The organism is Luteibacter sp. NPDC031894 (genome assembly GCF_050273135.1).
Taxonomy (GTDB): domain Bacteria; phylum Pseudomonadota; class Gammaproteobacteria; order Xanthomonadales; family Rhodanobacteraceae; genus Luteibacter.
Genome location: NZ_JBNNMV010000002.1, coordinates 438,508 through 463,499, shown reverse-complemented (window position 1 = coordinate 463,499; position 24,992 = coordinate 438,508). Strand labels below are relative to the sequence as shown.

Annotated in this window: 23 protein-coding genes; 15 read left to right on the top strand and 8 right to left on the bottom strand. The window is 67.1% G+C overall.

All coding sequences use genetic code 11. The features are described from left to right. Positions 1–7: 7 nt before the first annotated feature. Positions 8–274, bottom strand: coding sequence for a hypothetical protein (locus ACQKIE_RS08080; RefSeq protein WP_427457642.1), 267 nt, complete (start codon positions 272–274; stop codon positions 8–10). Positions 275–375: 101 nt separating this feature from the next. Between ACQKIE_RS08080 and ACQKIE_RS08075 the strand changes: the two genes are divergently transcribed. The 6 genes from ACQKIE_RS08075 to ACQKIE_RS08050 all read left to right on the top strand — a co-directional run bounded on the left by ACQKIE_RS08075 (position 376) and on the right by ACQKIE_RS08050 (position 4,889). Then, the gene (locus tag ACQKIE_RS08075) at positions 376–801 is read left to right on the top strand and encodes a VOC family protein (RefSeq protein ID WP_427457640.1); all 426 of its coding nucleotides are present in this window, start codon (positions 376–378) and stop codon (positions 799–801) included. Between the two features lie 69 nt (positions 802–870). Next, positions 871–2,262 (top strand): sugar porter family MFS transporter, encoded by a 1,392-nt coding sequence (locus ACQKIE_RS08070; protein ID WP_427457638.1) that lies wholly within the window; start codon positions 871–873, stop codon positions 2,260–2,262. 255 nt (positions 2,263–2,517) lie between these two features. Further along, the gene (locus ACQKIE_RS08065; RefSeq protein WP_427457636.1) at positions 2,518–3,069 is read left to right on the top strand and encodes a fimbrial protein; all 552 of its coding nucleotides are present in this window, start codon (positions 2,518–2,520) and stop codon (positions 3,067–3,069) included. Positions 3,070–3,129: 60 nt separating this feature from the next. Further along, a complete protein-coding gene (locus ACQKIE_RS08060; RefSeq protein ID WP_427457634.1) occupies positions 3,130–3,261 on the top strand; it encodes a hypothetical protein in 132 nt (43 codons plus the stop codon). Between the two features lie 3 nt (positions 3,262–3,264). After that, entirely contained in the window at positions 3,265–4,266 is a 1,002-nt protein-coding gene (locus tag ACQKIE_RS08055; protein WP_427457632.1) for a fimbrial protein, read from the top strand. Between the two features lie 98 nt (positions 4,267–4,364). Beyond that, a complete protein-coding gene (locus tag ACQKIE_RS08050) occupies positions 4,365–4,889 on the top strand; it encodes a hypothetical protein (protein ID WP_427457630.1) in 525 nt (174 codons plus the stop codon). Between the two features lie 38 nt (positions 4,890–4,927). On the opposite strand, the gene ACQKIE_RS08045 is transcribed toward ACQKIE_RS08050, so the two are convergent. Beyond that, positions 4,928–8,038 carry a discoidin domain-containing protein gene (locus ACQKIE_RS08045; RefSeq protein WP_427457628.1) on the bottom strand — a complete coding sequence of 1,037 codons (3,111 nt, stop codon included), beginning with the start codon at positions 8,036–8,038 and terminating at the stop codon, positions 4,928–4,930. A gap of 102 nt (positions 8,039–8,140) precedes the next feature. Here ACQKIE_RS08045 and ACQKIE_RS08040 point away from each other — a divergent pair, with 102 nt between their 5' ends. Next, positions 8,141–8,686 carry a DUF2058 domain-containing protein gene (locus ACQKIE_RS08040; RefSeq protein ID WP_427457626.1) on the top strand — a complete coding sequence of 182 codons (546 nt, stop codon included), beginning with the start codon at positions 8,141–8,143 and terminating at the stop codon, positions 8,684–8,686. Positions 8,687–8,698: 12 nt separating this feature from the next. Continuing rightward, positions 8,699–9,685 (top strand): NAD-dependent epimerase/dehydratase family protein, encoded by a 987-nt coding sequence (locus tag ACQKIE_RS08035; protein WP_427457624.1) that lies wholly within the window; start codon positions 8,699–8,701, stop codon positions 9,683–9,685. 112 nt (positions 9,686–9,797) lie between these two features. Here ACQKIE_RS08035 and ACQKIE_RS08030 read toward each other — a convergent pair whose 3' ends face one another. Beyond that, entirely contained in the window at positions 9,798–10,853 is a 1,056-nt protein-coding gene (locus ACQKIE_RS08030; RefSeq protein WP_427457621.1) for a bifunctional transcriptional activator/DNA repair enzyme AdaA, read from the bottom strand. A 110-nt stretch (positions 10,854–10,963) separates the two neighbouring features. After that, positions 10,964–12,310 carry an MFS transporter gene (locus tag ACQKIE_RS08025; RefSeq protein WP_427457619.1) on the bottom strand — a complete coding sequence of 449 codons (1,347 nt, stop codon included), beginning with the start codon at positions 12,308–12,310 and terminating at the stop codon, positions 10,964–10,966. 154 nt (positions 12,311–12,464) lie between these two features. Here ACQKIE_RS08025 and cyoA point away from each other — a divergent pair, with 154 nt between their 5' ends. From cyoA to ACQKIE_RS07995, 6 genes are read left to right on the top strand one after another with little or no spacing between them, the layout of a single operon-like run. Next, a complete protein-coding gene (gene cyoA / locus ACQKIE_RS08020; protein WP_427457617.1) occupies positions 12,465–13,529 on the top strand; it encodes a ubiquinol oxidase subunit II in 1,065 nt (354 codons plus the stop codon). Between the two features lie 49 nt (positions 13,530–13,578). Then, positions 13,579–15,573 carry a cytochrome o ubiquinol oxidase subunit I gene (cyoB, locus tag ACQKIE_RS08015; RefSeq protein WP_427457615.1) on the top strand — a complete coding sequence of 665 codons (1,995 nt, stop codon included), beginning with the start codon at positions 13,579–13,581 and terminating at the stop codon, positions 15,571–15,573. 1 nt (position 15,574) lies between these two features. Next, the gene (gene cyoC, locus ACQKIE_RS08010; protein ID WP_427458417.1) at positions 15,575–16,201 is read left to right on the top strand and encodes a cytochrome o ubiquinol oxidase subunit III; all 627 of its coding nucleotides are present in this window, start codon (positions 15,575–15,577) and stop codon (positions 16,199–16,201) included. Further along, a complete protein-coding gene (gene cyoD, locus ACQKIE_RS08005) occupies positions 16,198–16,611 on the top strand; it encodes a cytochrome o ubiquinol oxidase subunit IV (protein WP_427457613.1) in 414 nt (137 codons plus the stop codon). The genes cyoC and cyoD overlap by 4 nt, the downstream gene beginning before the upstream one ends. A gap of 8 nt (positions 16,612–16,619) precedes the next feature. Beyond that, entirely contained in the window at positions 16,620–17,393 is a 774-nt protein-coding gene (locus ACQKIE_RS08000; RefSeq protein ID WP_427457611.1) for an SURF1 family protein, read from the top strand. Between the two features lie 46 nt (positions 17,394–17,439). Then, the gene (locus ACQKIE_RS07995; RefSeq protein ID WP_427457609.1) at positions 17,440–18,366 is read left to right on the top strand and encodes a DUF535 family protein; all 927 of its coding nucleotides are present in this window, start codon (positions 17,440–17,442) and stop codon (positions 18,364–18,366) included. Here ACQKIE_RS07995 and ACQKIE_RS07990 read toward each other — a convergent pair whose 3' ends face one another. The 3 genes from ACQKIE_RS07990 to ACQKIE_RS07980 are packed head-to-tail and all read right to left on the bottom strand — an operon-like array spanning position 18,367 to position 22,416. Continuing rightward, positions 18,367–20,823: a TonB-dependent siderophore receptor gene (locus ACQKIE_RS07990; protein WP_427457607.1), complete on the bottom strand. Its 2,457-nt coding sequence runs from the start codon at positions 20,821–20,823 to the stop codon at positions 18,367–18,369. 37 nt (positions 20,824–20,860) lie between these two features. Then, a complete protein-coding gene (locus ACQKIE_RS07985) occupies positions 20,861–21,877 on the bottom strand; it encodes a FecR family protein (RefSeq protein WP_427457605.1) in 1,017 nt (338 codons plus the stop codon). Then, positions 21,874–22,416 (bottom strand): RNA polymerase sigma factor, encoded by a 543-nt coding sequence (locus tag ACQKIE_RS07980; protein WP_427457603.1) that lies wholly within the window; start codon positions 22,414–22,416, stop codon positions 21,874–21,876. The genes ACQKIE_RS07985 and ACQKIE_RS07980 overlap by 4 nt, the downstream gene beginning before the upstream one ends. 245 nt (positions 22,417–22,661) lie before the next feature. Between ACQKIE_RS07980 and ACQKIE_RS07975 the strand changes: the two genes are divergently transcribed. Then, on the top strand, positions 22,662–24,350 hold the full coding sequence (locus tag ACQKIE_RS07975; RefSeq protein WP_427457601.1) for an ArnT family glycosyltransferase: 1,689 nt from the start codon (positions 22,662–22,664) through the stop codon (positions 24,348–24,350). Here ACQKIE_RS07975 and ACQKIE_RS07970 read toward each other — a convergent pair whose 3' ends face one another. Then, the gene (locus tag ACQKIE_RS07970; RefSeq protein WP_427457598.1) at positions 24,351–24,974 is read right to left on the bottom strand and encodes a YrbL family protein; all 624 of its coding nucleotides are present in this window, start codon (positions 24,972–24,974) and stop codon (positions 24,351–24,353) included. It lies immediately after the preceding gene. Positions 24,975–24,992 lie beyond the last annotated feature (18 nt).

Sequence of the window (24,992 nt, the reverse complement as noted above, 5' to 3'; positions counted from 1 at the left end):
CGGCCGCTCAGTGCTCGCGCAGGTGCTCCAGGCCCTTGCGGGTCAAGGTGAGTTCGCCGCCACCGTAGCCTCGCGTGACGAAGCCGACGCGCTCCGCCCAGGCGACGGCCTCGGCGCACGCTTCCTCGGGGATGTTCGCCTTCTGGCGGATCTCGCGCAGTGCGTCGTCGGACACGGCGCCGGGATCCTCTGCCGCGCCCATCCGCAACTGGCGCTCGATCGCGCGCCAGACCTCGGCGTGACGGGCGTCGGCGACCGACGTTTCCTCGCTCATGGGCGGCCTCCATCGTGGGACAGGCCACGGAACCTAGTCGCGGGAGTGTCCACGGGATGTGTTCGGGCGTAACGTAGGGGTTCGACTGGGAGGCCTTGACGATGACGAGCACGATCATTCCCTGCCTGCGCTACACACACGCCCTCGAGGCGATCGACTTCCTCTGCACGGCCTTCGGCTTCGAGCGGCAGGCCGTTTACACGAACGCGGAAGATCCGCGCATGGTGGACCACGCGCAGCTGACCTACGGGGGCGGCATGGTCATGCTCGGTTCCGTGCGCAACGACACGGCCTTCAGCCAGCACATGGTGCAGCCCGATGACGTTGGCGGGCGGGAGACGCAGTGTGCCTGCGTGGTCGTCAAGGATGTCCGCGCGCATTACGAAAGGGCGAGGAATGCCGGCGCCACCATCGTGGAAGATTACGAGGAGAAAGAATATGGAGGCGCGGGCTATTCGGCGCGCGATCCGCAGGGGCACCTTTGGTACTTTGGGAGCTACGATCCCTGGGCTTCGGGTGAGGGGTAATAACGTGATCACAACTTCAATACGTGTCGCGGCATCCAATGCCGGGCACGTTCACGCCAGGAATCTTCGATGGATGTAGCCAACCAAGAACCACACGTCGCCCATCCCAAGGCGGCCATCGTCACCACCTGCATCCTCGCCGCGCTGGCAGGCCTCATGTTCGGACTCGACGTCGGCGTCATTTCCGGCGCGACGCAATTCATCCAGGCCGAGTTCAAGGTTTCCGACAGCGTCATCGAATGGATCGTCAGCGCGATGATGGCGGGTGCCGCGGCGGGATCCGTCGGGGCGGGCTGGATGTCGGCCGCCCTGGGTCGGAAGCGCTCCTTGATACTCGCGGGTGTCTTGTTCGTCGCCGGTTCGCTGTTTTGCGCGGTAGCCGGCACCGCGACCACGCTGATCCTCGCGCGCTTCGTGCTTGGCCTCGCCATCGGCATCGCCGCGTTCACCGCGCCCCTGTACCTCGCCGAGGTGGCGCCGGAACGCATCCGTGGCGCGATGATCTCGACCTACCAGCTGATGATCACCACCGGCATCCTCCTGGCCTTCCTCTCCGACACCGCCTTCAGCAGCAGCGGCAACTGGCGCTGGATGCTGGGCATCATCGCCGCCCCGGGTGTCCTCTTCCTCATCGGTCTGTTCTTCCTTCCCGACAGCCCGCGCTGGCTCCTGCTGGTGGGCCGGCGACAGGATGCCCAAGTCGTATTGACGAAGCTGCGTGGTGACGAGGCGGTGGTGCGGCGGGAGATGGCCGACATCGACGAACAACTGAAGACGCGCCAGCACGGCTGGAGCATGTTCCGGGAGAACCCGAACTTCCGCCGCTCGGTCGGCCTCGGCGTCCTGCTGCAGGTGATGCAGCAGCTCACCGGCATCAACGTCGTCATGTACTACGCGCCGCGCATCTTCAAGGAGATGGGCTACGACACGCATGCGCAGATGTGGTTCACCGCCGTGGTAGGCCTCACGAACATGCTCGCGACGGTGATCGCGCTCGCCTTCGTCGATCGCCTCGGGCGCAAGCCGATCCTCTATGCCGGTTTCGTCATGATGACCATCGGCCTTGGGGCCGTGGGCACGATGATGAGCCTGGGCATCACTTCGCATGCCGAGCAGTTGCTCACCGTGGCGATGCTGCTCTTCTTCATCGTCGGGTTCGCGATGTCCGCCGGTCCGTTGATCTGGGCCCTCTGCGCGGAAGTGCAGCCGCTCAAGGGACGCGACTTCGGCATCGCGTGCTCCACGTTCACGAACTGGATCATGAACATGATCGTGGGCGCCACGTTCCTCAGCCTGCTCAACGGCTTTGGCAACGCACACACGTTCTGGCTCTATGCCGCGTTCAACGCCGTGTTCATCGGACTCACGTTCTGGCTCGTCCCGGAAACGAAGAACGTCACCCTCGAACAGATCGAGCGCAACCTCATGAGCGGCAAGCCGTTGCGTGACATCGGCCAGTGATGGACTAGCACATCCGTCGACGGCGGGTCGCGAGAACACGGCACGCTTTCGCAAACTGCGAGCGAGATCGGACTTCTGAAAAGAAGTCCGATTTTTGAGCAAACTTCCATATGGCTTGTAAGCCAAATCCGACAGAATCCTTGTCGCTCGCGTCGTCGAGCACTCGGCTGCGCGAGCACGGGGGAAGGCCCCGTGCCTCCCCAGGCCGACGGCCCGATGGGTCGTTGCTTCTAAGAACGTAACAAGGTTAATCGGATGAACCTCAAGGTAATCTCTTCGGCCCTGCTCATCGCAGGGCTGGCGGCTCCGGCCGCCTTCGCTTCCACCGGCACGATCACGTTCACCGGTTCCATCAGCAACGTCACCTGCACCGTCAGCGGTGGCGAACCCGGCACGGGCAATCCCGACTTCACCGTGCCGATCGACGGCGTGAACGCCGGCGATTTCCCCACGGTGGGCAGCCACGCGGGCAATACCGGCTTCAAGATTTACGTGGGACAGGCCGGCGAAACCACCTGCACCAACGGCACCCTGGTGTGGGCGGCATTCGAGCCGGGCGCGACCGTCGACCCCATCACCGGCGCGCTCGTTACCTCGGGCACCGCGCAGGGCGTACAGATCCGTCTCTTCAACAAGTCCGGCGAGCCGATCGACGTCTGGAGCCCGAACCAGAGCGTGATCAAGGAAACGGTCGCCGACAACCAGGCCGTGATCGCGCACTCCGCGGCGTTCGAGCGCACCGGCAACATCACCGCCGGTGACGCAAACAGCTCCGTGGTCTATTCCATCCGCTACGAAGCACCGTAAGGAAACCCGGTCGCCGGCATGGGCCGGCGACCGATCTCCTCGCCAAGGACACTGCGAACCATGCAAGGTACGATCCGCAAAGCCGGCCCAGGCGCATACGCCCTGGCTGTCGCCCTCGCGCTGGCCGCTTCCTGCGCCGCGCAGGCGACCGTCGTGATGAACTCGACGCGTTACATCTATGGAAAGAGGTAACGCATGAAAATCTTCCACGCAGCAACACGACCCCGGACACTATGGGCTCTGGCCCTCTGTGCATGGGGGCCATGGGGAGTGGCATCGGCCGACGACAACGGCTGCTTCTATATCGCTGACGGTATCTACCAGATCGGTCAGACGGCGCAGGTGGTCGTAACGAACGACATGGCCGAGGGCACGATCGTGCGCGATGAAAAAGCGCACGGCGATGGAAACATCCTGGCCACCTGCATGCAGGGCGTAGGCACGTTCGAAGGCGACTACACGGTGCCCCAGGTCCAGTCGCTGATTCCTTTGACCGTCGGCGGAAAGCCATCGGGGTTCGGTCTGGAGCTCTACATCGAGGAGCTCCTTGAACAAAGGACGTTCCCTTTCCCGCACCGCTACGAGCGCAGCTTCAACATGGGTGACCCGGTCCGCAGCAACCATGCCAACATCGGCTATCGCATCAAGCGCATGTCGGGCCCCATCGAATTCGGACAGGTGGATGCGCGCAAAATCGCCGAGCAATGGACGTACGAGCCGGGTGGCAGGCGGACGGCGCCTTTCCGCCACATGACGATCTACGAGTTGGCTTTCGTTCGCCCTTCGTGCAGCATTTCGACCGAAAGCCTCAATCAGGAAGTACAGGTTGGCGATTACAGCGTGGCCAACTTCGCGACGCCCGATCGCGCGACACCGTGGAAGGAATTTCGCCTGACGGTGGAGGAATGCCAGGAGCCGGTCGGCATGGTCGCCAGCTTTACGTTTGGCACGCAGGCCGACGCCGACTCGGATAACGCTGAAGTCTTTTCGCTCAAAGGTACCGATGCCCCGGAGAACGTGGGATTGGAAATCGGCGACGGTAGTCGTAAGACTATCCGTCCCGGCGAGGAGGCGCGCTTCAACGCACTGGGCACCGGCGAAGACTTCGTCTTCAACGTGCGTCTCCGTGAGACGAAGCCGACGGTGCGCGGAGGACGCTTTCGGCGCCCGGTCACGGTGCTGGTCAACTTCATGTGAGCGACAGGCGCGTGCGCACAGATTACCTCGCACGGCTTCCACGTATTGCCACGGCTTCGCTCGCCGTCGCACTCGCGAGCTGTGCGTCGGTCGCAAGTGTGGGGAAACGTGTCGATGCAGGCGGCGCCATCGCCGTTGGAAAACTGCAGGTGTACTCCCTCGCGCCCCTGCATTCGCTCGGCTCTGAGCGCCTGCACCGCGATGCCCGCCTGCTCGACAAGGCACTCGCGGAGCGTTTCAGTGCGGAGAAGACCGAGACGGTCGTGGCCGATGTCGATGCGCTCGTGCATCGACATCGCCTTGCCGTCGAGGTGACGTTGGCCGGCAGCGAAGGGCTCAGTCGCCGCACGGCGTTGCCGGAGCGTGAGCTTCTGGAAGCCCATCGCCCCGAGGAGCAGGCCGTCGGCGCGACTCATCGACTCGTCATCCTGCCGCTGCGCCTGACCCTCGACCGTTCGACGGGTGTCGCCCATGGCGTGTTGCGCTGGCGGGTCGAGGGTACGGCCAACGACGAGACGCTGGCCGTGGGACTCCTGCGTTACACGGCGGATGCGCGGGGTTACCCGGCGAAGCGGATGGCGTCGATGCTGGTGGCGAAGCTCCGCGCACTGAACATCCGCTAGTAGCGAAGAGGAGGGCGGAGCTTCCCACATTGGAACGGTCAGTATTCGGCCACCAGCGTTCGGAACGGCCCTGGCAGCTTTACGCCGTCGGCGTCCCCCGTCGCGACCGCCTTGCCGTCCACCGTGACCTTCCGAGGCCGTACGCGATCCGGCCAGAAAACGCGTACCGGCGTGTCGGAGCGGATGCCTTTGTCCAGCGTCACCGTCAACCGGTTCCCGTCGCGTCGCGCGCTCATGCTCAGCGACCCATACGCGACTGGCAGGCGCGTGACGGACAGGCCCTTGCCGGCCACCCAGGACGGCGGCGTGCCGGGCAGCAGGTACAGACCGTCGTCGGCCTCGCGCATCAACATGCCGAAGATCGTCCGCGCGTACTCCGAGCCGATCCACGTATGCGGCATGTCCCCGAGGTAGCCTGGGTGGCGCAGGCGGGAGTGCACCACCTCGGCCCACATGTTCCATTCCGGCGGCCGGCGGTCGCGCACGACGTCGGCGAGCAGTTCGGCGGCATCGCCCGGGCGGTTCAGGTGCACGTAGGTCAGCACGTTGCGCAGCTCGTAAGGCGTGTACGCGTATAGCTCGCCGGGCCGCTCGCGCTTGCGCACGTCGGCGAGGTAGCGGTCGAACGTTCTCACCAGGGCGTCGTGCGGCAGGATGTCCATCTGCCCGGCCGGATCGAGGCCGATGGAGACACTGGTGGGATCGCCGTCGCCGAGGTCGGCGGCGGCGGGGATGACGTCGGTGCCCTTCCAGGCCATCGTCGCCCGTATCGACTGGCGCATCGATTCGCGCAGCGCCGCGTACTGCTCGCGCGCGTAAGCGGCGAGCTTTTCGTCGCCCCACTGCGCCGCCAGCCAGGCGCCGTCGTGCCAGCCCTTCAGCGCCCAGTAGTCGTCCCAGTAGCTGTGCGTCGGGCTGGAGTAGCCCTCGTGGCTGATCGACGGCGCAATGATGCCGTGGAAGCGTTCCGGCGCGGGCCGGTCCGACAGATAGCCCGGCACCATCGTGCGCTCACGCAGCTCCTGCATGAAGTGCATGGCCGCGCGTACCTTGGGCAGGTAGTCGCGCACGCTGTTGGGTCCGCCGCCGAAACGCGCGACGTCGGCGACGAGGTTGATGAATTCGCCCTGGCTGTCGTATTCGATGTCCGACCCGAAGCCGCGATTCACGCTGCCGTCGGCATTGAGGATGGGAGAAACGAGGCCATTCTCGTGCACCGCATGCGCGGCGTACCAGTCGAGGTAATCGCGCGCCGTCTTCACTTCGCCCATGCGCAGGAGGATCGACGCCGTCGCGGCACCGTCGCGGATGAACGAGCGGTTGTAGTTGCGCGGTCCCGCCTGCATGGCGTGGCCGGTCTGGTTCACCAGCATGTACGCGGCCTGCGAGCGCAGGATGTCCACGAGCGACGCGTCCGGCAGCGAGATGCCCACGCCGCCGAGGCGCTTCTGCCACTCGGCGGAGACCTGTGCGGCGATCGTTTCGTAGCGGTCCGCAGCCAGCGCGGCGCGGTCGATGGCCGGAGGCTCGGGCAGGCGACCGTTCGTGTCCGCGGGGGCGTTGCCGAGTGGAAAGGCGACGACCACATCGCGCTGTTCGCCGGGAGCGAGGTGCACGCGATAGTCCAGGACGCCGGCGGCGAGGCCGTCGTCGTCATGCGCCTCGCGCGTGGAGGGCACGGTGCCCGCGGCGACCTGCGCGGTGATTTCCGTTTCACCATGCGCGCCGAACGGCGCGGCACCGGCGGCGTCCACCGGCGTCAACGATGACAGTAGCGTGCGGCCTTCAACGCGCACGTCCGTGCGCGCCGCATCGCCCACGATGGCGATGTCGTGGATGGGTGATGCCCCGCCGTTCTGCCAGGGCGGATTGACCTGGATCGGCCGCACGACGAGGGACAGCGTGCCGTCCACGGACGCGCTTCCTTCATTGCGCAGGCGATGGCGCAGCAGGACGACCGGCTGGCCGTTGCCTTGCACCGCGATCGCCTCGCTGTTCATGGCAAGACCCGGCTGTACCGTCCAGCCCATCGACGGCATCGGCTTCCATCCGTCGCGCAACGCGTGCGTGCGCTGTGTGTTATCGGACACGGCGGCGCGACCGGAGGCGTCGCGCCAGATGGCCTGCACCTGCGGGCCGCCCTTGAAGGGCTCGATGTTGCCGTACTCGTCGAAGATGGACTTCTGCAGACCGGCGGGTACGCCGACGGCCGTCCAGTACACCTGTTGCATGTGCAGGGAGGAGGGGAACAGCGGCGCGTTCGCCCGCGAGGCCGCGATCTGGTAGCGCTTCATGGCCGTCATCGCGCGCAGTGGGCCCAGGAAGCGCAGGCGCTTGATACGGGGCGCCGCCCCGTCCTTCATGCCGACGACGAGGCGCAGCGCGGTCATGTCGCTCGCCTTGCGGGCGGCGAGGTACGAGGTGTCGCCGAGGCTGCCCGGATCGCTGTCGACCTCGCTCCATCGGCCCTTCGCGTCGCGGGCCTCGAGCGTGGCCCCGTCGCGCGGGCCGGCCCAGGTCACCTCGATACCCGCGATGTCCAGCGGCCGGGGGAGGGTGATATCCAGTTGCCGCCGTCCGCCGGGTCCCTTGCCCACGATGTCCCGGGCGTCGCCGTCGGCCCATAGCGACGCGCCGTCGCCCTTGCCGCCGAGCCCGGCAAGGCGTGCGGCATCGGCGGCGGCGAAAGGCTCGAACTCGAACACCGACACGCCCCAATCCGCCGTTCGCGCCGGGGCGGCGAGCCGCAGGTAGCGCGCCTCGGTGGCGGGGAAAACCAGGTATTCAGTGCCGCCGGGGGAATCCGTCACGGAATAGACGGGATGGAAGTCCTTGCCGTCGACGGACGCCTGGACGGAATACGCCGCGGCGAACCCGCTGTCCCAGTGGATCCGCACGCCACCGACCTTCGCCACCTTGCCCAGGTCCACCTGGAACCACTGGCCGGGGCTGAAGCCCCCGCCCCAACGGGTGGTCTCATCGGCGTCGATGGCATGGGCGGGCGCCAGCGCGGGCACCTGCTCGGAGGAGCTGCTGGCCTTCCAGGCGCTGCGCGGCGGCAAGCCGTCGGCGGCGAAGGCGGGGGTGGCCGAGAGCGCGGTCAGCGCGAGGGCCAGGCGCGCATGGCGCAAAAGGGATCGGGCGTGCATGGTTCTACCTCCGTGGAGGCCACCAAGCCTAGGCACGTAACGCGATGTAACCAACCCTTCGGCGTTAGAATCGAGACCTTCGCAAGCAAGAAGTACCCGTCCATGCGCAATCCGTTGCAGGAACAATTGCTCAAGGCCGGCCTGGTCAAGAAGGACAAGGCGGCCAAGATCGTGCGCGACCAGGCGAAGCAACGCCAGGGCAAGGCGCCGGCGCCCTCCGCCGAGGAACAGGTGGATGCGCGCAAATTGCAGGCCGAGCGCGCCGAGCGCGACCGCGCACTGGCCGCGGAGCGTAACGCCGAGGCCCGCGCTCGCGAAGTCCGCGCGCAGGTGCGCCAGATCGTGGAGACCACGCGGGTGAAGCGCGAGGGCGACATCGCCTACCGCTTTCCCGACGGCGAGAAGATCGCCAGCATCTTCGTGAGCGAGGCATTGCGTGACCAACTGGCTTCCGGCGCCCTCGTGATCGCGCGCCTCGGCGACGGCTACGAACTCATCCCCCGCATGCCGGCGGACAAGATCCACGCGCGCTCGCCGGAGACGATCGTGCTCGATCACGGGCGCAAGGAAGGCGATGCCGCGCCGTCCGAGGAAGACGTCGACGATTACTACAAGCAGTTCGTCGTGCCCGACGATCTCATCTGGTAAGGGAAGGATGCGATGACCGTCCTCGTCACCGGTAGCGCGGGCCACCTCGGCGAGGCGCTGGTCCGCCGCCTGCGCGCCGACGGTCGCGAGGTGCGCGGCCTCGATATCAAGCCTTCGGCCCATACGGATGTCGTCGGCTCGATCGCCGACGAGGCCTTCGTGCGCGACGCCATGTCGGGAATCACACAGGTGATCCACAGCGCCACGCTGCACAAGCCGCACGTAGCGACGCACTCGAAGCGCTCGTTCGTCGACACCAACGTGGGCGGTACCGTGGCGCTCCTGGAGGCCGCTGTGGCGCACGGGGTGCGCTCCTTCGTCTTCACCAGCACGACCAGCGCGTTCGGCGCGGCGCTGTCGCCCGCACCGGGCGAGCCGGCCGCCTGGATCGACGAGGACGTGCCGCCGGTGCCCAAGAACATCTACGGCGCGACGAAGATTGCGGCGGAAGGGATGTGCGAGCTCGTCGCTCGAAAGGACACGCTGCCGGTGCTGGTGTTGCGTACCTCGCGGTTCTTCCCCGAGGACGACGACAACGCGCATGTCCGCTCGGCTTATGACACGGCGAACATGCAGGCCAACGAGCTGCTGTATCGACGTGCCGACATCGAGGACGTCGTCGAGGCTCACCTGATGGCGTTGGAACGCGCGCCGTCGCTGGGCTTTGGACGTTACATCGTCTCCGCCACGACACCGTTCTCTCGCGGCGACGTTGCCGCGCTGCGTGGCGACGCCGCCGCCGTCGTGCGGCGGTTGTTCCCGGAGGTCGATGCGCTTTACGCGGCGCGTGGCTGGAAGTTGCTGCCGTCGCTGGACCGCGTCTACGACAGCAGCCGCGCCACACGCGACCTGGGCTGGCGGCCGAAGCGCGACTTCGCCTTCGTGCTGGAGTGCCTGCGTCGCGGTGAAGATTTCCGCAGCGAGATGGCGCACGCGGTGGGCGTGAAGGGCTACCACGACACCGTCTTCGACAACGGCCCCTACCCTGTGCTGGGCTGAGGCGACCTGTATCGCCGACAGGGTCGGCTCCCACCAAGCAAGGGAGTCGCAGCGCGGATTCGCCGGTGAACTGGCCGCGGCTTGCTCGGTGGGAGCCGACCCCGTCGGCGATTCAACCTGGCAGCAACTTCCGCTCGTGCCGCAGCAACCAGTCCTTGCGCCACAGCCCACCGCCGTAGCCGGTCAACGAGCCGTCCGCCCCGATCACGCGGTGGCAGGGAATCACGATCGCGATCTGGTTCGCGCCGTTGGCCCTGGCCACGGCTCGCACCGCCGTGTGCCGCCCGGCTGACGCGGCGATCTCCGAATAGCTCCGCGTCGTGCCCGGCGGGATCGCCATCAGTTCATCCCACACCGTGCGCGTGAAGGGTGAGCCGTGCATGGCCAGCGGCGTCTCGAATGTCCGCCGTGCGCCGGCGAAGTACTCGCGCAACTCAGACTCGATCCGCTCGATGGCAGGCGTCCGCCCGAAGGTGATCGTGGACCGCGTCGTCACGCGGAGGCGCTTCAGCTCGTTCGGCAAGGCCGTGCGGTCGAAGAATTCCAGCAGGTGCAGCGCCTGCGAGTCGCCGACGGCGAGCATGCTGCCGATGGGCGTGTCGATCCAGTCCGCCTTCAGCCACTCGCGACCGCGCAATTCGGCGGGGCAGTCCCCCAGCAGCTTGACGATCGCCTCGCGGAAGCCGCTGCCGGAGTCGTAACCCGCGGCCTGCTGCGCGTCGATGACGCTGGCGCCGGCGGCGAGCCGGTCCATGCCGCGGCCGGCCCGGCGCAGGCGCGCCATATCGAGGAAGGTGAGGCCGAGATGGCGCTTGAAGCTCCGCCGGACCGTGGACGGGTCGTAGCCCAGGCCAACAAGGTCGTCCTCCGACCAGATTCGTTCCGGCTCATCCTCGAGGCGGCGGAGCAGCGCCGAAACCATCGGCTCGCGCTGCCCGACGGGGTCGAGGGGACGGCAGCGAAGGCAGGGCCGGAAGCCGGCCTCGAAACAGCCAGCCACGGAATCGAAGAACCGGGTGTTCTCGAGCTTCGGCTTCCGCGCGGGGCAAGTCAGCCGACAAAACACCCCTGTGCTGGTGACGCCGACGAACACGTGCCCGTCGTAGGCCGGATCGCGGTCCAGGAGGGCCCGGTAGAGGGTGTCGTGGTCGGGGAGGTCGAAGAGCATGGCGTTAGGGTAACGCCCGGCCCCGGCCCGTGCCGCCGGAGATCGGGCGGCTATTCTTCCGAAGCATGGACTGTTGTAGGAGCCGCTATAGCGGCTCCTACACGATGTCGTCAGGCCTTGTTCCGGTCCGTCTCGAGCGCCTTGTTGATGCGCAGGGCGAGCAGCGTGCAGGCCACGCCCGAGAGCAGGTACATGCTCACCGCGCCGAGGCCGAAGCGCATGGACAGGCCGAGGGCGACGAGCGGGGCGAAGGCCGCGCCGACCAGCCAGGCGAAGTCGGAGGTCAGGGCCGCGCCCGTGTAGCGGAAGCGCTTGGCGAAGTTGGCGGTGACCGTGCCGGCGGCCTGGCCGTAGGACAGGCCCAGCAGCGCGAAACCGACGACCAGGAAGGCATCCTGGGCGAGCTTGCCGCCACCGAGCAGCCAGGGCGAGGCGATGGCGAACAGCCCGATCAGCACGGCCATGGTACCGAGGGTGTTGCGGCGGCCGACCTTGTCGGCGATGACACCCGAGGCGACGGTGGCGAGGATCGCCACGAACGCGCCCACGATCTGCACGATCAGGACGTTGTTGATGTCCTGCGAGCGATTGAGCGAGATCCACGACAACGGGAAGATCGTGACGATGTGGAACAGGGCGTAGCTGGCCAGGGCCGCGAAGGCACCGATGAACAGGTTGTAGCCCTGGGCGCGGACCATCTCGATGATGCCGATCGGCTCGAGCTGGCCCTCTTCGAGCAACTGGGTGTACTCCTCCGTGACCACCAGGCGCAGGCGGGCGAACAGCGCCACGACGTTGATGGCGAAGGCCACGAAGAAGGGATAGCGCCAGCCCCAGCCCAGGAAGTCCTCGCGGGACAGTTGGGTGTTGAGGAACAGGAAGAGGGAGGCGGCGATCAGGAAGCCGGTGGGCGCGCCCAACTGGCCGAGCATGGCGTACCAGCCGCGACGGTGCTTCGGCGCGTTGAGCGAGAGCAGGGAGGGGAGGCCGTCCCAGGAACCGCCCAGCGCAATGCCCTGCAAGAAGCGCAACACCGAGAGCACCACAATCACTGTGTAGCCGTGCGAGGTATTCGCGGGCAGGAAGGCGATGCACACCGTGGAGGTGCCCAGCAGGAACAGCGCGGCGGTAAGCTTCGTGCCGCGGCTCCAGTTGCGCTGGATCGCCATGAACAGCGTCGTGCCGATCGGTCGGGCGATGAACGCGAACGAGAAGATCGTGAAGGCCAGCAGGATGCCGTCCAGCGGGCTCAGGAACGGGAAGAACACCGACGGGAACACGAGGACGGACGCGATGCCGTACGTGAAGAAGTCGAAGTACTCCGAGGCGCGGCCGATGACCACGCCGACGGCGATTTCGCCGGGGGCAACGGACGCGTGGCTGGTCTGGTGCTGGCGCCGGACGTCGCGTTCGGCGCCCTCGGCGGCAGTGTGATCGGCGTGTGAAATGCTCGACATCGTATTCGGCCCGCTCGGGGAAGTGGATGGCAGGATAGCGAAGGATCGCACTACTCGGCTTGCAGGGCCATGGGACAAAGTGTCCTATGGTGGCCGCGGGCCGTTCGGCGTATTTTTTCGTGTCCCCACGGTTGCTCCCATCATGCGAATGTCCATGAAGATGTTGCGCGGATTGCTGATCCCCGCCCTGGCCCTGATCCTGTCGGGCTGCGACGCCGTGCTGCTTTCCCCCTCCGGCGATATCGCCCGGCAGCAGCGCGACCTGATCATCATTTCCGTGGTCCTGATGCTGATCATCATCGTCCCGGTGATCTTCATGATCCTGGCCTTCGCCTGGAAGTACCGCGAGTCGAACAAGGCGGCCCATGCCGAGTACGACCCGGACTGGAACCATTCCACGGTGCTGGAACTCCTGATCTGGTCGGCGCCGCTGCTGATCATCATCGCCCTCGGCGCCGTCACCTGGACCAGCACGCACAAGCTGGACCCGTACCGGCCGGTCGACCAGATCGACCAGGCCCGTGCCGTGGCGCCGGGTACCAAGCCGCTGGTGGTCGAGGTGGTCGCACTCGACTGGAAGTGGTTGTTCCTGTACCCGGAGCAGGGCATCGCCACGGTGAACGAGATGGCCGCCCCGGTGGACCGTCCGATCGAATTCCACATTACCGCGTCCACTGTCATGAACGCGTTCTTCGTCCCGTCCCTGGCCGGCATGATCTATGCCATGCCGGGCATGGAGACCAAGCTCAACGCGGTCATGAACAAAACCGGCGATTTCGAAGGTATTTCGGCCAACTACAGCGGCGCCGGCTTCTCCGACATGCGCTTCCGCTTCCATAGCCTGTCCGACGCCGACTTCGACGCCTGGGTGGCCAAGGCCAAGGCCAGCGGCGACACCCTCGGCCGCACGGACTACCTGAAGCTCGAGCAGCCCAGCGAGAAGGAGCCGGTGCACTATTACGGCACCGTGGCCCCGGGCCTGTACAACGCCATCCTCAACCGCTGCGTCGAGTCCAACCGCATGTGCATGAGCGACATGATGGCGCTCGACGCGCAGGGCGGGCAGGGCGTGGTGGGCGCCTACAACGTGACCACGCCCGACGCGGCGACCCGTGCGCGCGTGGGCCTCGCCGATGACGGCAAGCGGTACGTGGGCGCTCTGTGCGTCGCCAGCGGTGCCGGCGGCCAGCCGATGACGCCTGCCGGACGGCCGCTATGAGCGCCCCGGTCTCCTACCAATTCAAGCCTTGCCGAGTCCGGTAATGAACATGCCCGATCTAGCCAAACTGATCTTCGGACGCCTCACCCTCGAGGCGTTTCCGTACCACGAGCCGATCCTCGTCGGCACCTTCGCCGCGGTCGCCATCGGCGGCATCGCGCTGCTCGCGCTGATCACGAAGCACAAGCTCTGGGGTTACCTCTGGAGCGAGTGGTTCACCAGCATCGATCACAAGAAGATCGGCATCATGTACATGGTGCTCGGCATCGTGATGCTGCTGCGCGGGTTCTCCGACGCCATCATGATGCGCGCGCAGCAGGCCATCGCCTTCAACGGCAATCCCGGCTTCCTCCCGCCACACCACTACGACCAGATCTTCACCGCCCACGGCGTGATCATGATCTTCTTCGTGGCGATGCCGCTGGTCACCGGCCTGATGAACTACGTGGTGCCGCTGCAGATCGGCGCGCGCGACGTGGCCTTCCCGTTCCTCAACAACTTCAGCTTCTGGATGACCGTGGCCGGCGCCATGCTGGTCATGGCCTCGCTGTTCGTCGGTGAGTTCGCCCGCACGGGCTGGCTGGCGTATCCGCCGCTGTCCGGGCTGGCGCAAAGTCCGGACGTGGGTGTCGACTACTACATATGGTCGCTACAGGTAGCGGGCGTGGGAACCACGCTGTCCGGCATCAACCTGATCGCGACCATCGTCAAGATGCGCGCGCCGGGCATGTCCATGATGAAGATGCCCATCTTCACCTGGACCTCGCTGTGCACCAACATCCTGATCGTCGCCGCCTTCCCGGTGCTGACGGCGGTGCTGGTACTGCTCTCGCTCGACCGCTACATCGGCACCAACTTCTTCACGAACGACTTCGGCGGCAACGCCATGATGTACGTGAACCTGATCTGGATCTGGGGCCATCCCGAGGTCTACATCCTGGTGCTGCCGGTGTTCGGCGTGTTCTCGGAGGTCACCTCCACCTTCAGCCGCAAGCGCCTGTTCGGTTACGCGTCGATGGTGTACGCCACGGTGGTGATCACGGTGCTGTCGTACCTGGTCTGGCTGCACCACTTCTTCACCATGGGATCGGGCGCGAGCGTCAACTCGTTCTTCGGCATCACCACGATGATCATCTCGATCCCCACGGGCGCGAAGATCTTCAACTGGCTGTTCACGATGTACCGTGGCCGGATCAAGTTCGACGTGCCCATGCTGTGGACCGTCGGCTTCATGGTCACCTTCGTGATCGGCGGCATGACCGGCGTCATGCTCGCCGTGCCGCCCGCCGACTTCCTCCTACACAACAGCCTGTTCCTGATCGCGCACTTCCATAACGTGATCATCGGCGGCGTCATCTTCGGGCTGTTCGCCGGCATCAACTACTGGTTCCCAAAGGCCTTCGGGTACCGGCTCGATCCGTTCTGGGGCAAGTGTTCGTTCTGGTTCTGGCTGGTGGGCTTCTGGGTCGCCTTCATGCCGCTGTACGTGCTCGGCTTCATGGGCGTCACCCGCCGCATGAACCACTTCGAGGACCCGTCGCTGCAGATCTGGTTCCAGATCGCCGCGTTCGGCGCCTTCCTCATCGCGCTCGGCATCGGGTCGTTCCTGATCCAGCTGTGGGTCAGCTACAAGCGCCGCGACGAACTGCGCGACGTCACCGGCGACCCGTGGCACGGCCGCACGCTGGAATGGTCGACCTCGTCGCCGCCGCCCGAATACAACTTCGCGTTCACGCCGGTCATCCACGATACCGATGCGTGGTGGGACATGAAGGAGCGCAACGCCGGCCGTCGTCTCGAGGGCTACCTGCCGATCCACATGCCGAAGAACACGAGCGCGGGCATCATCCTCGCCGGCTTCGCCTTCGTGTTCGGCTTCGCGATGATCTGGCAGATGTTCCTCGTCGCCGGCCTGGCCTTCGCGGCCCTGCTGGTGACGGCGATCGCCCACACCTTCAACTACAAGCGCGACTACCACATCCCCGCCGACGTCGTGGCCCGGACCGAGGCCGCCCGCACGGAAGAGCTTGCCGCCCATGTCTGATATGCACGCCACGCCTTCCGCCGCGATCGCGGAACAGGACGTCGAATTCTGGATGTCCAAGGACCACCACCCGGCCAACGGCACGTTGCTCGGGTTCTGGATCTACCTGATGAGCGACTGCCTCATCTTCGCCTGCCTGTTCGCCACCTACGGCGTGCTGGGGCGGAGCTACGCAGGCGGTCCGTCGGGCGCCGACCTGTTCGACCTGCCGCTGGTGGCGGTGAACACGACGATGCTGCTGCTCTCGTCGATCACCTACGGCTTCGCCGTGCTGGAGATGCAGAAGAACCGCCGCGGCACGATGATGGCCTGGCTGATCGTCACCGGCCTGTTCGGTGCCGCGTTCCTCGGCATCGAGATGTTCGAGTTCGCGCACATGATCCACGAGGGTGCGGGCCCGCAGCGCAGCGCCTTCCTGTCCTCGTTCTTCACCCTGGTCGGCACCCACGGCCTGCACGTGACCTTCGGCATCGTCTGGCTGATCACGCTGTTGTTCCAGGTAGGTCGCTTCGGCCTCACGCCGGCCAACAAGCGCCGCATCATGTGCCTGTCGATGTTCTGGCACTTCCTGGACGTGGTCTGGGTCGGCGTCTTCACCTTCGTTTACCTGATGGGAGTGCTGCCGTGAGCGCGCACATCGAATCGCACGACCACCACGACGCGCACGACCACCACGAGCACGACGACGGCCATACCCCTAGCACCCTCAAGGGCTACATGATGGGGTTCTTCCTCGCCGTGGTGCTCACGGCGATCCCGTTCTGGCTGGTGATGGGCAAGGTCATCCCGAACTCGCAGACGCTGGCGGTGGTGATCCTCACCTTCGCCGCGATCCAGATCGTGGTGCACATGATCTACTTCCTGCACATGAACACGAAGGCGGAGGGCGGCTGGAACATGCTGGCGCTGATCTTCACCCTCGTGATGGTCGTGATCACCTTGTCGGGTTCCATCTGGGTCATGTTCCACCTGAACTCGAACATGATGCCGGGCATGTCGCACAACATGACCGGTGAGCAGGCCAAGAACCTGCCCTGAGCGTGAGCGTGGATACAGGCAACGACATCCAGACGCCGCGCTCCCCGCGCGGCGTCTTCGTTCTGGGCGCGCTCGCCCTGCTGGGCGCCGTACTGTTCGCCGCCTTCCTCGCACTGGGCACCTGGCAGGTGCACCGGCGCGCGTGGAAGCACGACCTCGTCGCCCGCGTCGACGCGCGCGTGCATGCCGAGCCGGTGGACGCGCCTGGCCGTGGCCAGTGGCCGGTGGTGAGCGTCGAGAATGACGAATACCGGCGCGTGAAGCTCACCGGGACGTTCCTGCAGGACAAGAGCGTGCGCGTGCGCGCAAGCACGGAGCTCGGCATGGGCTCATGGCTGCTGACGCCACTACGCCTTCGCAGCGGCGATATCGTGCTGGTGAATCGCGGGTTCGTGTCGCCGGGCTGGTGCGGCGGCAAGGCTACCTGCACGCCCGGTCCGTCCGGCGAGACGACGATCTCGGGCCTGCTGCGCATCAGCGAACCGAAGGGCGCCTTCCTGCAGGCGAACCAGCCGGCCAACGACCGCTGGTATTCCCGCGACGTCGCGGCCATCGCAGCGGCGAAGGGGCTGGACTCCGTGGCGCCGTATTTCGTCGACGCCGACGCGGCATCCTCGCCCGGTCGCGGCGAAGGCAACGACGGCCCGGTCGGCGGGCTGACGGTGATCGCCTTTCCCGACAACCATCTGATGTACGCCATCACCTGGTACAGCCTGGCCTTCCTGACGCTGCTGGCGGCATGGATCGTCTGGAAGGACGAGCGGCGCAAGCGCCGGGCCTGAGCAGCGGGGCGATTTCAATTTCCGGGGCCTCGCACGTCTTTAGGACATGCAGCCTCGCTATCCCCAAAGCGCCCCGTACGAGGACCTTCCCCTCGGTTGGGCGCCGCACCGCCAGGAACGCGGTCCCCTGGCCCTGGTACTCGACCACGCCCGCCGGCGCGCCGCCCTGCGCCGCGCGCTGCCGATGCCCGAGCGGCGGCTGACCTACCTGCTGCGTACCCTTGCCGCCTTTCGCCGCCAGGCCCAGTGGCTGCGCCTCGTCGGCGCCTCGCGCGCCATGCGCGCGGCGGCGGAATCCAACCCGCGGGTGTACGAGCGCTGGCAGTCGCACTACATCTCGCGGTCCTTCGACTTGGCGACCCGGGCCCGGCTGATCGAAGCGCACTACCGCTTCGTGGCACGCGCGTTTCCGGAGCGCCTGAGCAGCCGCCTCCTGAAGGGCCACGACGTGCGCCTGGCCACGTTGCCGCTCGGCAACGGCGAACTGGCCTACCTGCACGCGCGAGCTCCCGAGCACGAGTGCACCGGCGAGCTCGGCCTCTACCTGCTCAATGGCGAGAAAGAAGTCATCTCGTCGTGCACGATCACCTTCGGCGGTGCCGACGGGCTACTCCTCGGCGCAGTCCGCGGCTCCTGGGCCTACCTCGGACGCGGCGCCATCGTCCGTTTCAGCCGGGCCACCGGCGGCGTGCGGCCGCGCGACCTCCTGTTGTCGGTCGTGCGCGCCCTGGCACGCCACTACGGCATCGACCGGCTGCGTGGCGTCGGCCGGGACCAGCACCCGCTCGACCGCCGCGCGGGCGTGACCGCCGCCGCGTACGACCGCTTCTGGCGTCGGCACGGCGGTGTGCCGGACGCCGATGGCTGTTACGAGATTCCGCTGGTCGCGGCGCCCAGCGGTCGACCCGAACGCGATGCGTTCGGCAGCGACGCCTGCGACGTGGTGTTGAAGGCGTTCGGCAAGGTGGGCTGATCAGAAGTCGTACACGCCAGTCAGCAACACCACGCGTCCCTGCCGGATCGGCACGAAGGTCTCGTCGAAGTTCACCGCGTAGAGCGTGCGTGCGAAGAGGTTCTTGACGCCCAGCGTCATGCGCCAGTTCTGGCCATAGCGCGAGACGTTCGCCTCCACGCTGGCCTGGCCGGGAATGCCGAAGTATTCGCCGTCGGCGCTGGTGCGACCCAGGCTGCGGCTGCGCGCCAACACGCCCGCGGCGACACCCCAAGGCTTCACGCCGCCCTGCCCGAAACGGTAGCTTGCCCAGACCGCGGCCTGGTGCTTCGGCGCGCCGGTGGGGCGCGTATCGTCGCGGTTCTCGATGCGTGCCTCGGTGAGGCTGGCCAGCACGTCGAAGCCGGGCGCGACCTGGCCCGCGAACTCGACTTCGAGGCCACGATTCGTCTGGCCCGGCCCGGGCGTCGCGAAGAACGGCGGTTCCGGTGACACCAGGTCGACGCTGTGGTCGACACGGATGCGGTACAGCGCGGCGGTGAGGCGCGCCCGCTGGTCGAACAGGTCGAACTTGCCGCCTACTTCGATCTGTCGCGACGTCGCGACGGGCAGCGGCTGCCCGTCCTTGCCGAGGAGCGGATCGGGCTGGAATCCCGTCGACGTATCCGCGTAGAGGGAAACGTCGGGCGAGACCTTGTAGACCACGCCCAGCTTCGGAATCCAGCGCGATTCGTGCACGCGCCGCTCCGAGCCGTCTTCCCAGCGCGTATCGAGCTGGTAGCTGGTGCGGCGCAGGGCGGCAAGCACGTTCCAACGATCCCCGATTGCCACCTGATCCTGGAAATACAGCCCCGCGTTCGTCTGCCATGAGCCGCCAAGGTTGGTCACCGTCGTGCTGACCGGCGCGACGAACGCTTCGAACTTCTCGGAGAAGTCGCTCGTATTGCGCAACCCGTACGCGAGCGGCCGGGTGACGATCACCGCGTCGCCGCCGCTCCGTTCCGCCGACGGCCCTTCCTCGACGCTCCCACCGCCGTTGTCGCCGGCGTGCGTGCGCGCGAGATCCACCCCCACGAGCAGGTTATGCGTCACGTTCCCGTGGCGGAAGCTGGCACTGAGGTCGTTCTGCCAGGTCCAGTACGTGCCGGAATAGCGGAAGCTGCGCGCCACGGCGTCCAGCGTTCCCGCGAAGCCGGTGGAAAGGTAGGAAAGACTACGGCCGTCGCTGCGCTGGCGCACGTACTGACCCTGGCTATGCAGCGTCCAGTCGTTGCCGAATGCGTGGTCCACCTCGAACACCGCGCGGCTCGTGCGAAAGCGGGAGATGTCGGTGGGATCGTCCGCCGATCGCGATGCAAGCGTGGCCGTGCCGAGGCTGGGGCCGAGCAGCACCGTGTGGTCCGGGCCCGGCACGCGATTGTCCACGTACTCGAGGCCGGCCATCACGCGCGTGCGCGCATCTTGCCACGCCAGCGACGGCGCCAGGTAGGCACCGCGGCCGCCACCGTATCCCTGCGGCGTCTTCTCGCCCCGCTGCCCGGAGGCGACGAGGCGATAGGTCAACGATCCGTCCTTCGACGCCGTGCCGGCGAGATCGACGCCGAGGCGCGCGCCGTCGTACTCGCCCAGCGAATAGGTGAGCGTACGCACGGGTTGCGCTTGCGGGCGCTTCATCACGACGTTGATGGATCCGCCGAAATTGTTGTTCTGCGATGCGTCGCCGAGAATGGCCTCCGGCCCGCGCAGCACTTCCACGCGTTCGATGCCGATGAGCGGCGGAAGGTCCTCGGTGCGCGCGATGCCGTTGGGCATGCCGTCGGTCAGGCCGTGGCCCGCATCGAAGCCGCGAATGAGGAAGAGGGGCGAGCCACCGTAGCCGTCGACGTATTGCACGCCCGCGACGTAGCGGGCCACATCGCCGATATCCACCGCCTGCTGCGATTCGATCACGTCGCGCGTCAGCACGGTGACCGACTGCGGCACATCGCTCAGGCGCGCTTCCTGGCGCGTGACGGTGCGCGTCGTATCCGCCTTGAAGCCGGTATCCGACACCAGCCCCCGGACGTCGACGGTCGCCAGCGGCACGACCGTGGCAGGATCGAAGGCCACGGCGGGATCCACGGGGCCGGGCGTGGCATCGCCAGGCTTCTGGCGCTGCCTGACCACGACGGTGCGGGGATCGTATGTTTCGCGCTCGAGGTCGGTGCCTTCGAGCAGCTCGTCCAGGGCGGCATTGGGCGTCAGGACGCCCTGGGCGCCGCCCGAACGCCAGTTCGAGATCGATCCGGACGCGGTGAGCACCTGCACGTTCGCCTGTTTCCCCCAGGCAAGCAGGGCCGTGGCCAAGGGCTGCGGGGCGATGGCGAAGGGAATCGGGGACGAGACATCGCCGCCGGGTGCCTCGACGGCGCCGGCGGCGTGGGCCACGAAGGCCAGCGCGAGCGCGCCGGTGAGTACGCGCCGGCGCCCGCGAAGCATGTACTGCAAGACCTGCGGCCCCAGTGGGTGTTCTTGTTCAGCGCGGTCGGGCACCCCGCGCCGTGGTCGTCTGCCGCGCGAGCTCCAGACGGTCCGGATAGGCGTCGACCCGCACGGGGAAGACCCGTGGCAGCGCGGCTACCCAGCTGTCGATGGTATCGACCTGGACCGTACCGGTAAACGTCATCCGGCCAAGGGTCGGGTCGGCGAGGCGGATCGGCCGGGCGCTGTAGCGATTGACGTTCTCCACCACCGACGACAGCGGCTCGTTGACGAACTCCAGCCGGTGGCCGCGCCATGCGGTGGCGGTGGCCGGATCGACGTCGAGGATGCGCATCGCCTGGGTCTCGGGGTCGAAGGACACCTCGCGCCCCGCGCCGAGCTCGATGGTCGCGGCATCGCCCTGGGCGGCCATGGGCGAAACCTGCACACGACCCTCGGTGACCGCCACGGTGACCCGCTCGCCGGTCCGGCGCACGTTGAAGGCCGTGCCGAGGTCGCGTATCCGCAGTGGCCCCGCGTTCACGACGAAGGGGCGCTCGGCGTGGGCGACGCGGAAGAAGGCTTCGCCCGCGTCCAGGTCGACCGTGCGCTCGTCGTGGCCGTACCGCGCGGTGACCGAGGTCGCGCCGCCCAACTCGATGGTCGAGCCGTCCGGGAGGTCGATGTCTCGGTGGCCCGCCCGTTCGCTGGCGTACTGGTGCGGTGCGTTGAGGGCACCGGGACGCAAGGCCAGGAAGAGTTCGGCAGCGACGAAAACCAGGGCGACGCAGGCGGCGAGCGCCATGACCGCCTTGGGTAACGACCGGCGAGCCCGCGAGGATGGCGCGAAACGGCTCACGAAGGCGGCACGAGTGGCGGCATCCATGGCCGCGGCCGCCTCGGCCAGGGCGGCCGCACGCTCGAAGGCGTCGGCATGGCGGGGATCGGCTTCGATCCATTCGCTCCATTGGAGGATGGCCGGCTCGGGGAGGGCGGGGTCGCGCAGGCGCGCCCACCAGTCGGCGGCGGTGTGCTCGATCTGCCGTTCGAAGGGGAACGTCGTGGTGGTCATCGGGGGCTCTCCGCACGGTCGCGGCGTTGTCGGCAGTGCGCGAGGGCGTTGCCGACGTGGTAGCGCACCATGCGCTCACTCAGATTCATCTCACGTGCGATGGCGGCGAAGTCGCGTCCATCGATCACGTGCATCACGAAAGCCCGGCTCGTTTTCGCCGGCAGTTCGTCCAGTGCCAGGCGCAGGTCGCGCCATTGTTCGTGCGCCGACGCGTGCTGCTCCGGGATCGGCGTGGCGTGCCAGTTGTCGTCGTCCGGATCGGCGGGTGCCGACGCCCGGACGTTACGCATCCGCAGGCGGTCCACGGCCAGGTTCGAGGCGGCACGGAACAGGAAGGCGCGGGGCGAATCGATGGTCGTGCCCTCGCCGAGCGACAAGAGTTTGAGATAAACCTCCTGCGCCACTTCCTGTGCATCGGCCAGCGAATTCAGCCGCGCACGCAGGAAGCCGACGAGCGCCGCGTTGTGCTCGCGGAACAGGGCGACCACCTGTGCCGCCCGCTTACCGCCAGGGGAGGTGTCCGCCTCGGAAGGATCCATGGTGTGCCTGACTGCGTTCATGGGGCTGTAACTATGGTCGCACGGTGGGAAATCGGCGCCCGTACGGGCAGGGACGAACGCCGATTTCCGCACCGGCGAAACCCCTAGACGTCCCAGCTCCGGGAAATTGAAATGGCCGGGTGCGGAGAGGGCGCGATCGTCACTAAGGAAACAGTAGGGTGGACGCCCGATCCATCCATTAGGATGCGACCGACCGTCCGACATCGCCTCCGCCAGACGCCTCCATGCTTTCCACTGACGAACGAGATTCGCGCCGACAGTTCGGCTGGTTCATGTTGATCGCCCTGGTGGTGCTCGGGGCGGGGATCGGCCTGCGCGACCCCTGGCCGCCGGACGAACCGCGCTTCGCCCTGGTGGCCCGGCAAATGCTCGAATCCGGCCAGTGGCTGTTCCCGCACCGGGGCCTGGAGCTCTATTCCGACAAGCCGCCCATGCTCATGTGGACGGAAGCCTTCTGGATGTGGCTCACCGGCGGCTGGCGCGGGGCCTTCCTGCTCACCTCGCTGTTTTCCGGCCTGGGCACCCTGGCCCTGGTCTGGCACCTCGGCCGCCGCCTGTGGGACGCGCGGGTGGGCCTGGTCGCGGCGACGCTCGTGCTGTCGACGATGCAGTTCGTGGACGTGATCAAGCACGCGCAGATCGATCCGCTGAACCTGTTCTGGATCACGCTAGGCAACGCCGGCATCCTGCTGCACTGCCTCCGCGGGCCCAATTGGCGGATGTACTGGCTCGGCTGCTTCGCCGCCGGCCTGGGCGTCATCACGAAGGGCGTGGGCGTCATCGCCCTGTTCATGCTGCTGCCCTATGTGGTCATGCGCGCGCGGCAATGGCCGGGCGTCACGGTCACGCGCGGGGACGGGTGGCGCTGGGCCGGCGGGGCGCTGGCCTTCCTCCTCGCCATCGCGCTCTGGCTGGTGCCCATGCTGGCGGCCGCCTACGGGCTGCGCACGCCGGAATACCTCGCCTATGTGCAGGACATCCTCTTCCGCCAGACCGCCGAGCGCTACGCCAACTCGTGGCAGCACGAGGAGAAGCCCTGGTACTTCCTGCTGGTGATCCTGGGCAACTGGGTTCCCGCGTGGCTGTTGTTGCCCTTCATCGTGCCCGGCTGGCGCCATGCGCTGCGCCTCCGCGACCCCCGGGTGTGGATGCCGTTGATGTGGTGCGTGCTGGTGCTGGTCTTCTTCTCGGTACCCAGCGGCAAGCGCTCGATCTACATCCTGCCCGCGCTGCCCATGCTGGCGCTGGCCATGGCGCCCTATGTGGCGGACCTGTTGAAGACCCGCTGGCTGCCCCGGACCTCCTTCGCGATCACGGTCGCCTGCGCCGTCGTGTTCGGCGGCGCAGGAGCCTGGGCCCTGCTGAAGGCGCCGAAAGCAGCCCAGCGCATCGCCGCGGGTTACGAGATGGCCGGTCACGGTGAACCCCTGTGGTGGTGTGTCATCGCCGTGGGTGCCGGCTTCCTGCTCTCGGCGTTGGTATACCGTCCGCGCCGGGGTGTCGCCGCGTTGTTGGGTGGCATGGCGCTGGGCTGGATCATCTGGCCGGTGGGGACGGCCGTGCTGCTCGATGCCAATCAGTCCGCGCGGCAGCTGATGGAGAAGGCCGACGCCACCATCGGCCCGTCGGGTCAGTTGGCCCTGGTGGTCTGGCGCGAGGAACTCATGTACCAGGCGCGCCGTCCGGTGACCGAGTTCGGTTTCGCCCGCGATTCCGCCGACCAGCTGCGCGACGCGCGCGCCTGGCAACAGGCGGATCCGGCGCACCGCTGGCTGCTGGTCAACGAGGAAGCCCTCGACGACTGCGTCGTGCCCGGCAACGTGGTGAGCCTGGGCGTCGCCAACCGCACGCGCTTCGCGCTGCTGCCGGCAGGGGCATCGAGGCCCGGCTGCGTGCCGTCGAAGACCCGCTGACTACGCCACTCGCGGCGCTTCCGCCTTGGTCCGCCGCAGCATCCGCTCGTACTTCTTTTTTGTGCGCGACGCGTTGTGCGAGCGACTCATCGAGCAGTGGGGGATGATGTTCTTCTCGCCGAAGCCGTCGATCATCACGAGGCGGGGGCCGCCGCGCGAATCCTCGCCATAGACGACGTTCCACGCATGCAGGTCGGCGGCGATGGTGTTGTGCGAAAGCAGGCGCGCGTAGAAGGCTTCCAGCTCCGCCTGCGTCTTCGCGGTAAAACCTTCCGTCTTCACCCAGTCGTGCAGCGTCGGCGCCAGCCGGCCGTCGGGCGTGCGGACCTTTTCCACGACCTGGCCCAGCCCGATGTCGGTCATCTCCAAGCCGACGACGCGCGCGATGGGCGAAGTGGCGTAGCCCCCGACGTAGATGCCGGTGACGTATTCACGGAACTCACGGACGAAATCCTTGTACGGCCCACTGCGGGCCATCCGCCGGTACCAGGGCGCCTTGTTCCAGCGCTCCTCGATGGATCCGCTGGCGATCACCTTGACCAGCAGGTCCGTATCATCCGGGTGCTGGTACACCTCGCGGACATGCCCGGTGGCGATCGGCGTGGCGTCGGCAAGTCTGAACATCGTCGGTCCTCGCGCGGC

Excerpts from the sequence above, each read along its gene's own strand:
- ACQKIE_RS08080 (WP_427457642.1), bottom strand. The coding sequence starts at position 274 with ATGAGCGAGGAAACGTCGGTCGCCGACGCCCGTCACGCCGAGGTCTGG.
- ACQKIE_RS08075 (WP_427457640.1), top strand. The coding sequence starts at position 376 with ATGACGAGCACGATCATTCCCTGCCTGCGCTACACACACGCCCTCGAG.
- ACQKIE_RS08070 (WP_427457638.1), top strand. The coding sequence starts at position 871 with ATGGATGTAGCCAACCAAGAACCACACGTCGCCCATCCCAAGGCGGCC.
- ACQKIE_RS08065 (WP_427457636.1), top strand. The coding sequence starts at position 2,518 with ATGAACCTCAAGGTAATCTCTTCGGCCCTGCTCATCGCAGGGCTGGCG.
- ACQKIE_RS08060 (WP_427457634.1), top strand. The coding sequence starts at position 3,130 with ATGCAAGGTACGATCCGCAAAGCCGGCCCAGGCGCATACGCCCTGGCT.
- ACQKIE_RS08055 (WP_427457632.1), top strand. The coding sequence starts at position 3,265 with ATGAAAATCTTCCACGCAGCAACACGACCCCGGACACTATGGGCTCTG.
- ACQKIE_RS08045 (WP_427457628.1), bottom strand. The coding sequence starts at position 8,038 with ATGCACGCCCGATCCCTTTTGCGCCATGCGCGCCTGGCCCTCGCGCTG.
- ACQKIE_RS08040 (WP_427457626.1), top strand. The coding sequence starts at position 8,141 with ATGCGCAATCCGTTGCAGGAACAATTGCTCAAGGCCGGCCTGGTCAAG.
- ACQKIE_RS08035 (WP_427457624.1), top strand. The coding sequence starts at position 8,699 with ATGACCGTCCTCGTCACCGGTAGCGCGGGCCACCTCGGCGAGGCGCTG.
- ACQKIE_RS08030 (WP_427457621.1), bottom strand. The coding sequence starts at position 10,853 with ATGCTCTTCGACCTCCCCGACCACGACACCCTCTACCGGGCCCTCCTG.
- ACQKIE_RS08025 (WP_427457619.1), bottom strand. The coding sequence starts at position 12,310 with ATGTCGAGCATTTCACACGCCGATCACACTGCCGCCGAGGGCGCCGAA.
- cyoA (WP_427457617.1), top strand. The coding sequence starts at position 12,465 with ATGAAGATGTTGCGCGGATTGCTGATCCCCGCCCTGGCCCTGATCCTG.
- cyoB (WP_427457615.1), top strand. The coding sequence starts at position 13,579 with ATGCCCGATCTAGCCAAACTGATCTTCGGACGCCTCACCCTCGAGGCG.
- cyoC (WP_427458417.1), top strand. The coding sequence starts at position 15,575 with ATGCACGCCACGCCTTCCGCCGCGATCGCGGAACAGGACGTCGAATTC.
- ACQKIE_RS07995 (WP_427457609.1), top strand. The coding sequence starts at position 17,440 with ATGCAGCCTCGCTATCCCCAAAGCGCCCCGTACGAGGACCTTCCCCTC.
- ACQKIE_RS07990 (WP_427457607.1), bottom strand. The coding sequence starts at position 20,823 with ATGCTTCGCGGGCGCCGGCGCGTACTCACCGGCGCGCTCGCGCTGGCC.
- ACQKIE_RS07985 (WP_427457605.1), bottom strand. The coding sequence starts at position 21,877 with ATGACCACCACGACGTTCCCCTTCGAACGGCAGATCGAGCACACCGCC.
- ACQKIE_RS07980 (WP_427457603.1), bottom strand. The coding sequence starts at position 22,416 with ATGGATCCTTCCGAGGCGGACACCTCCCCTGGCGGTAAGCGGGCGGCA.
- ACQKIE_RS07975 (WP_427457601.1), top strand. The coding sequence starts at position 22,662 with ATGCTTTCCACTGACGAACGAGATTCGCGCCGACAGTTCGGCTGGTTC.
- ACQKIE_RS07970 (WP_427457598.1), bottom strand. The coding sequence starts at position 24,974 with ATGTTCAGACTTGCCGACGCCACGCCGATCGCCACCGGGCATGTCCGC.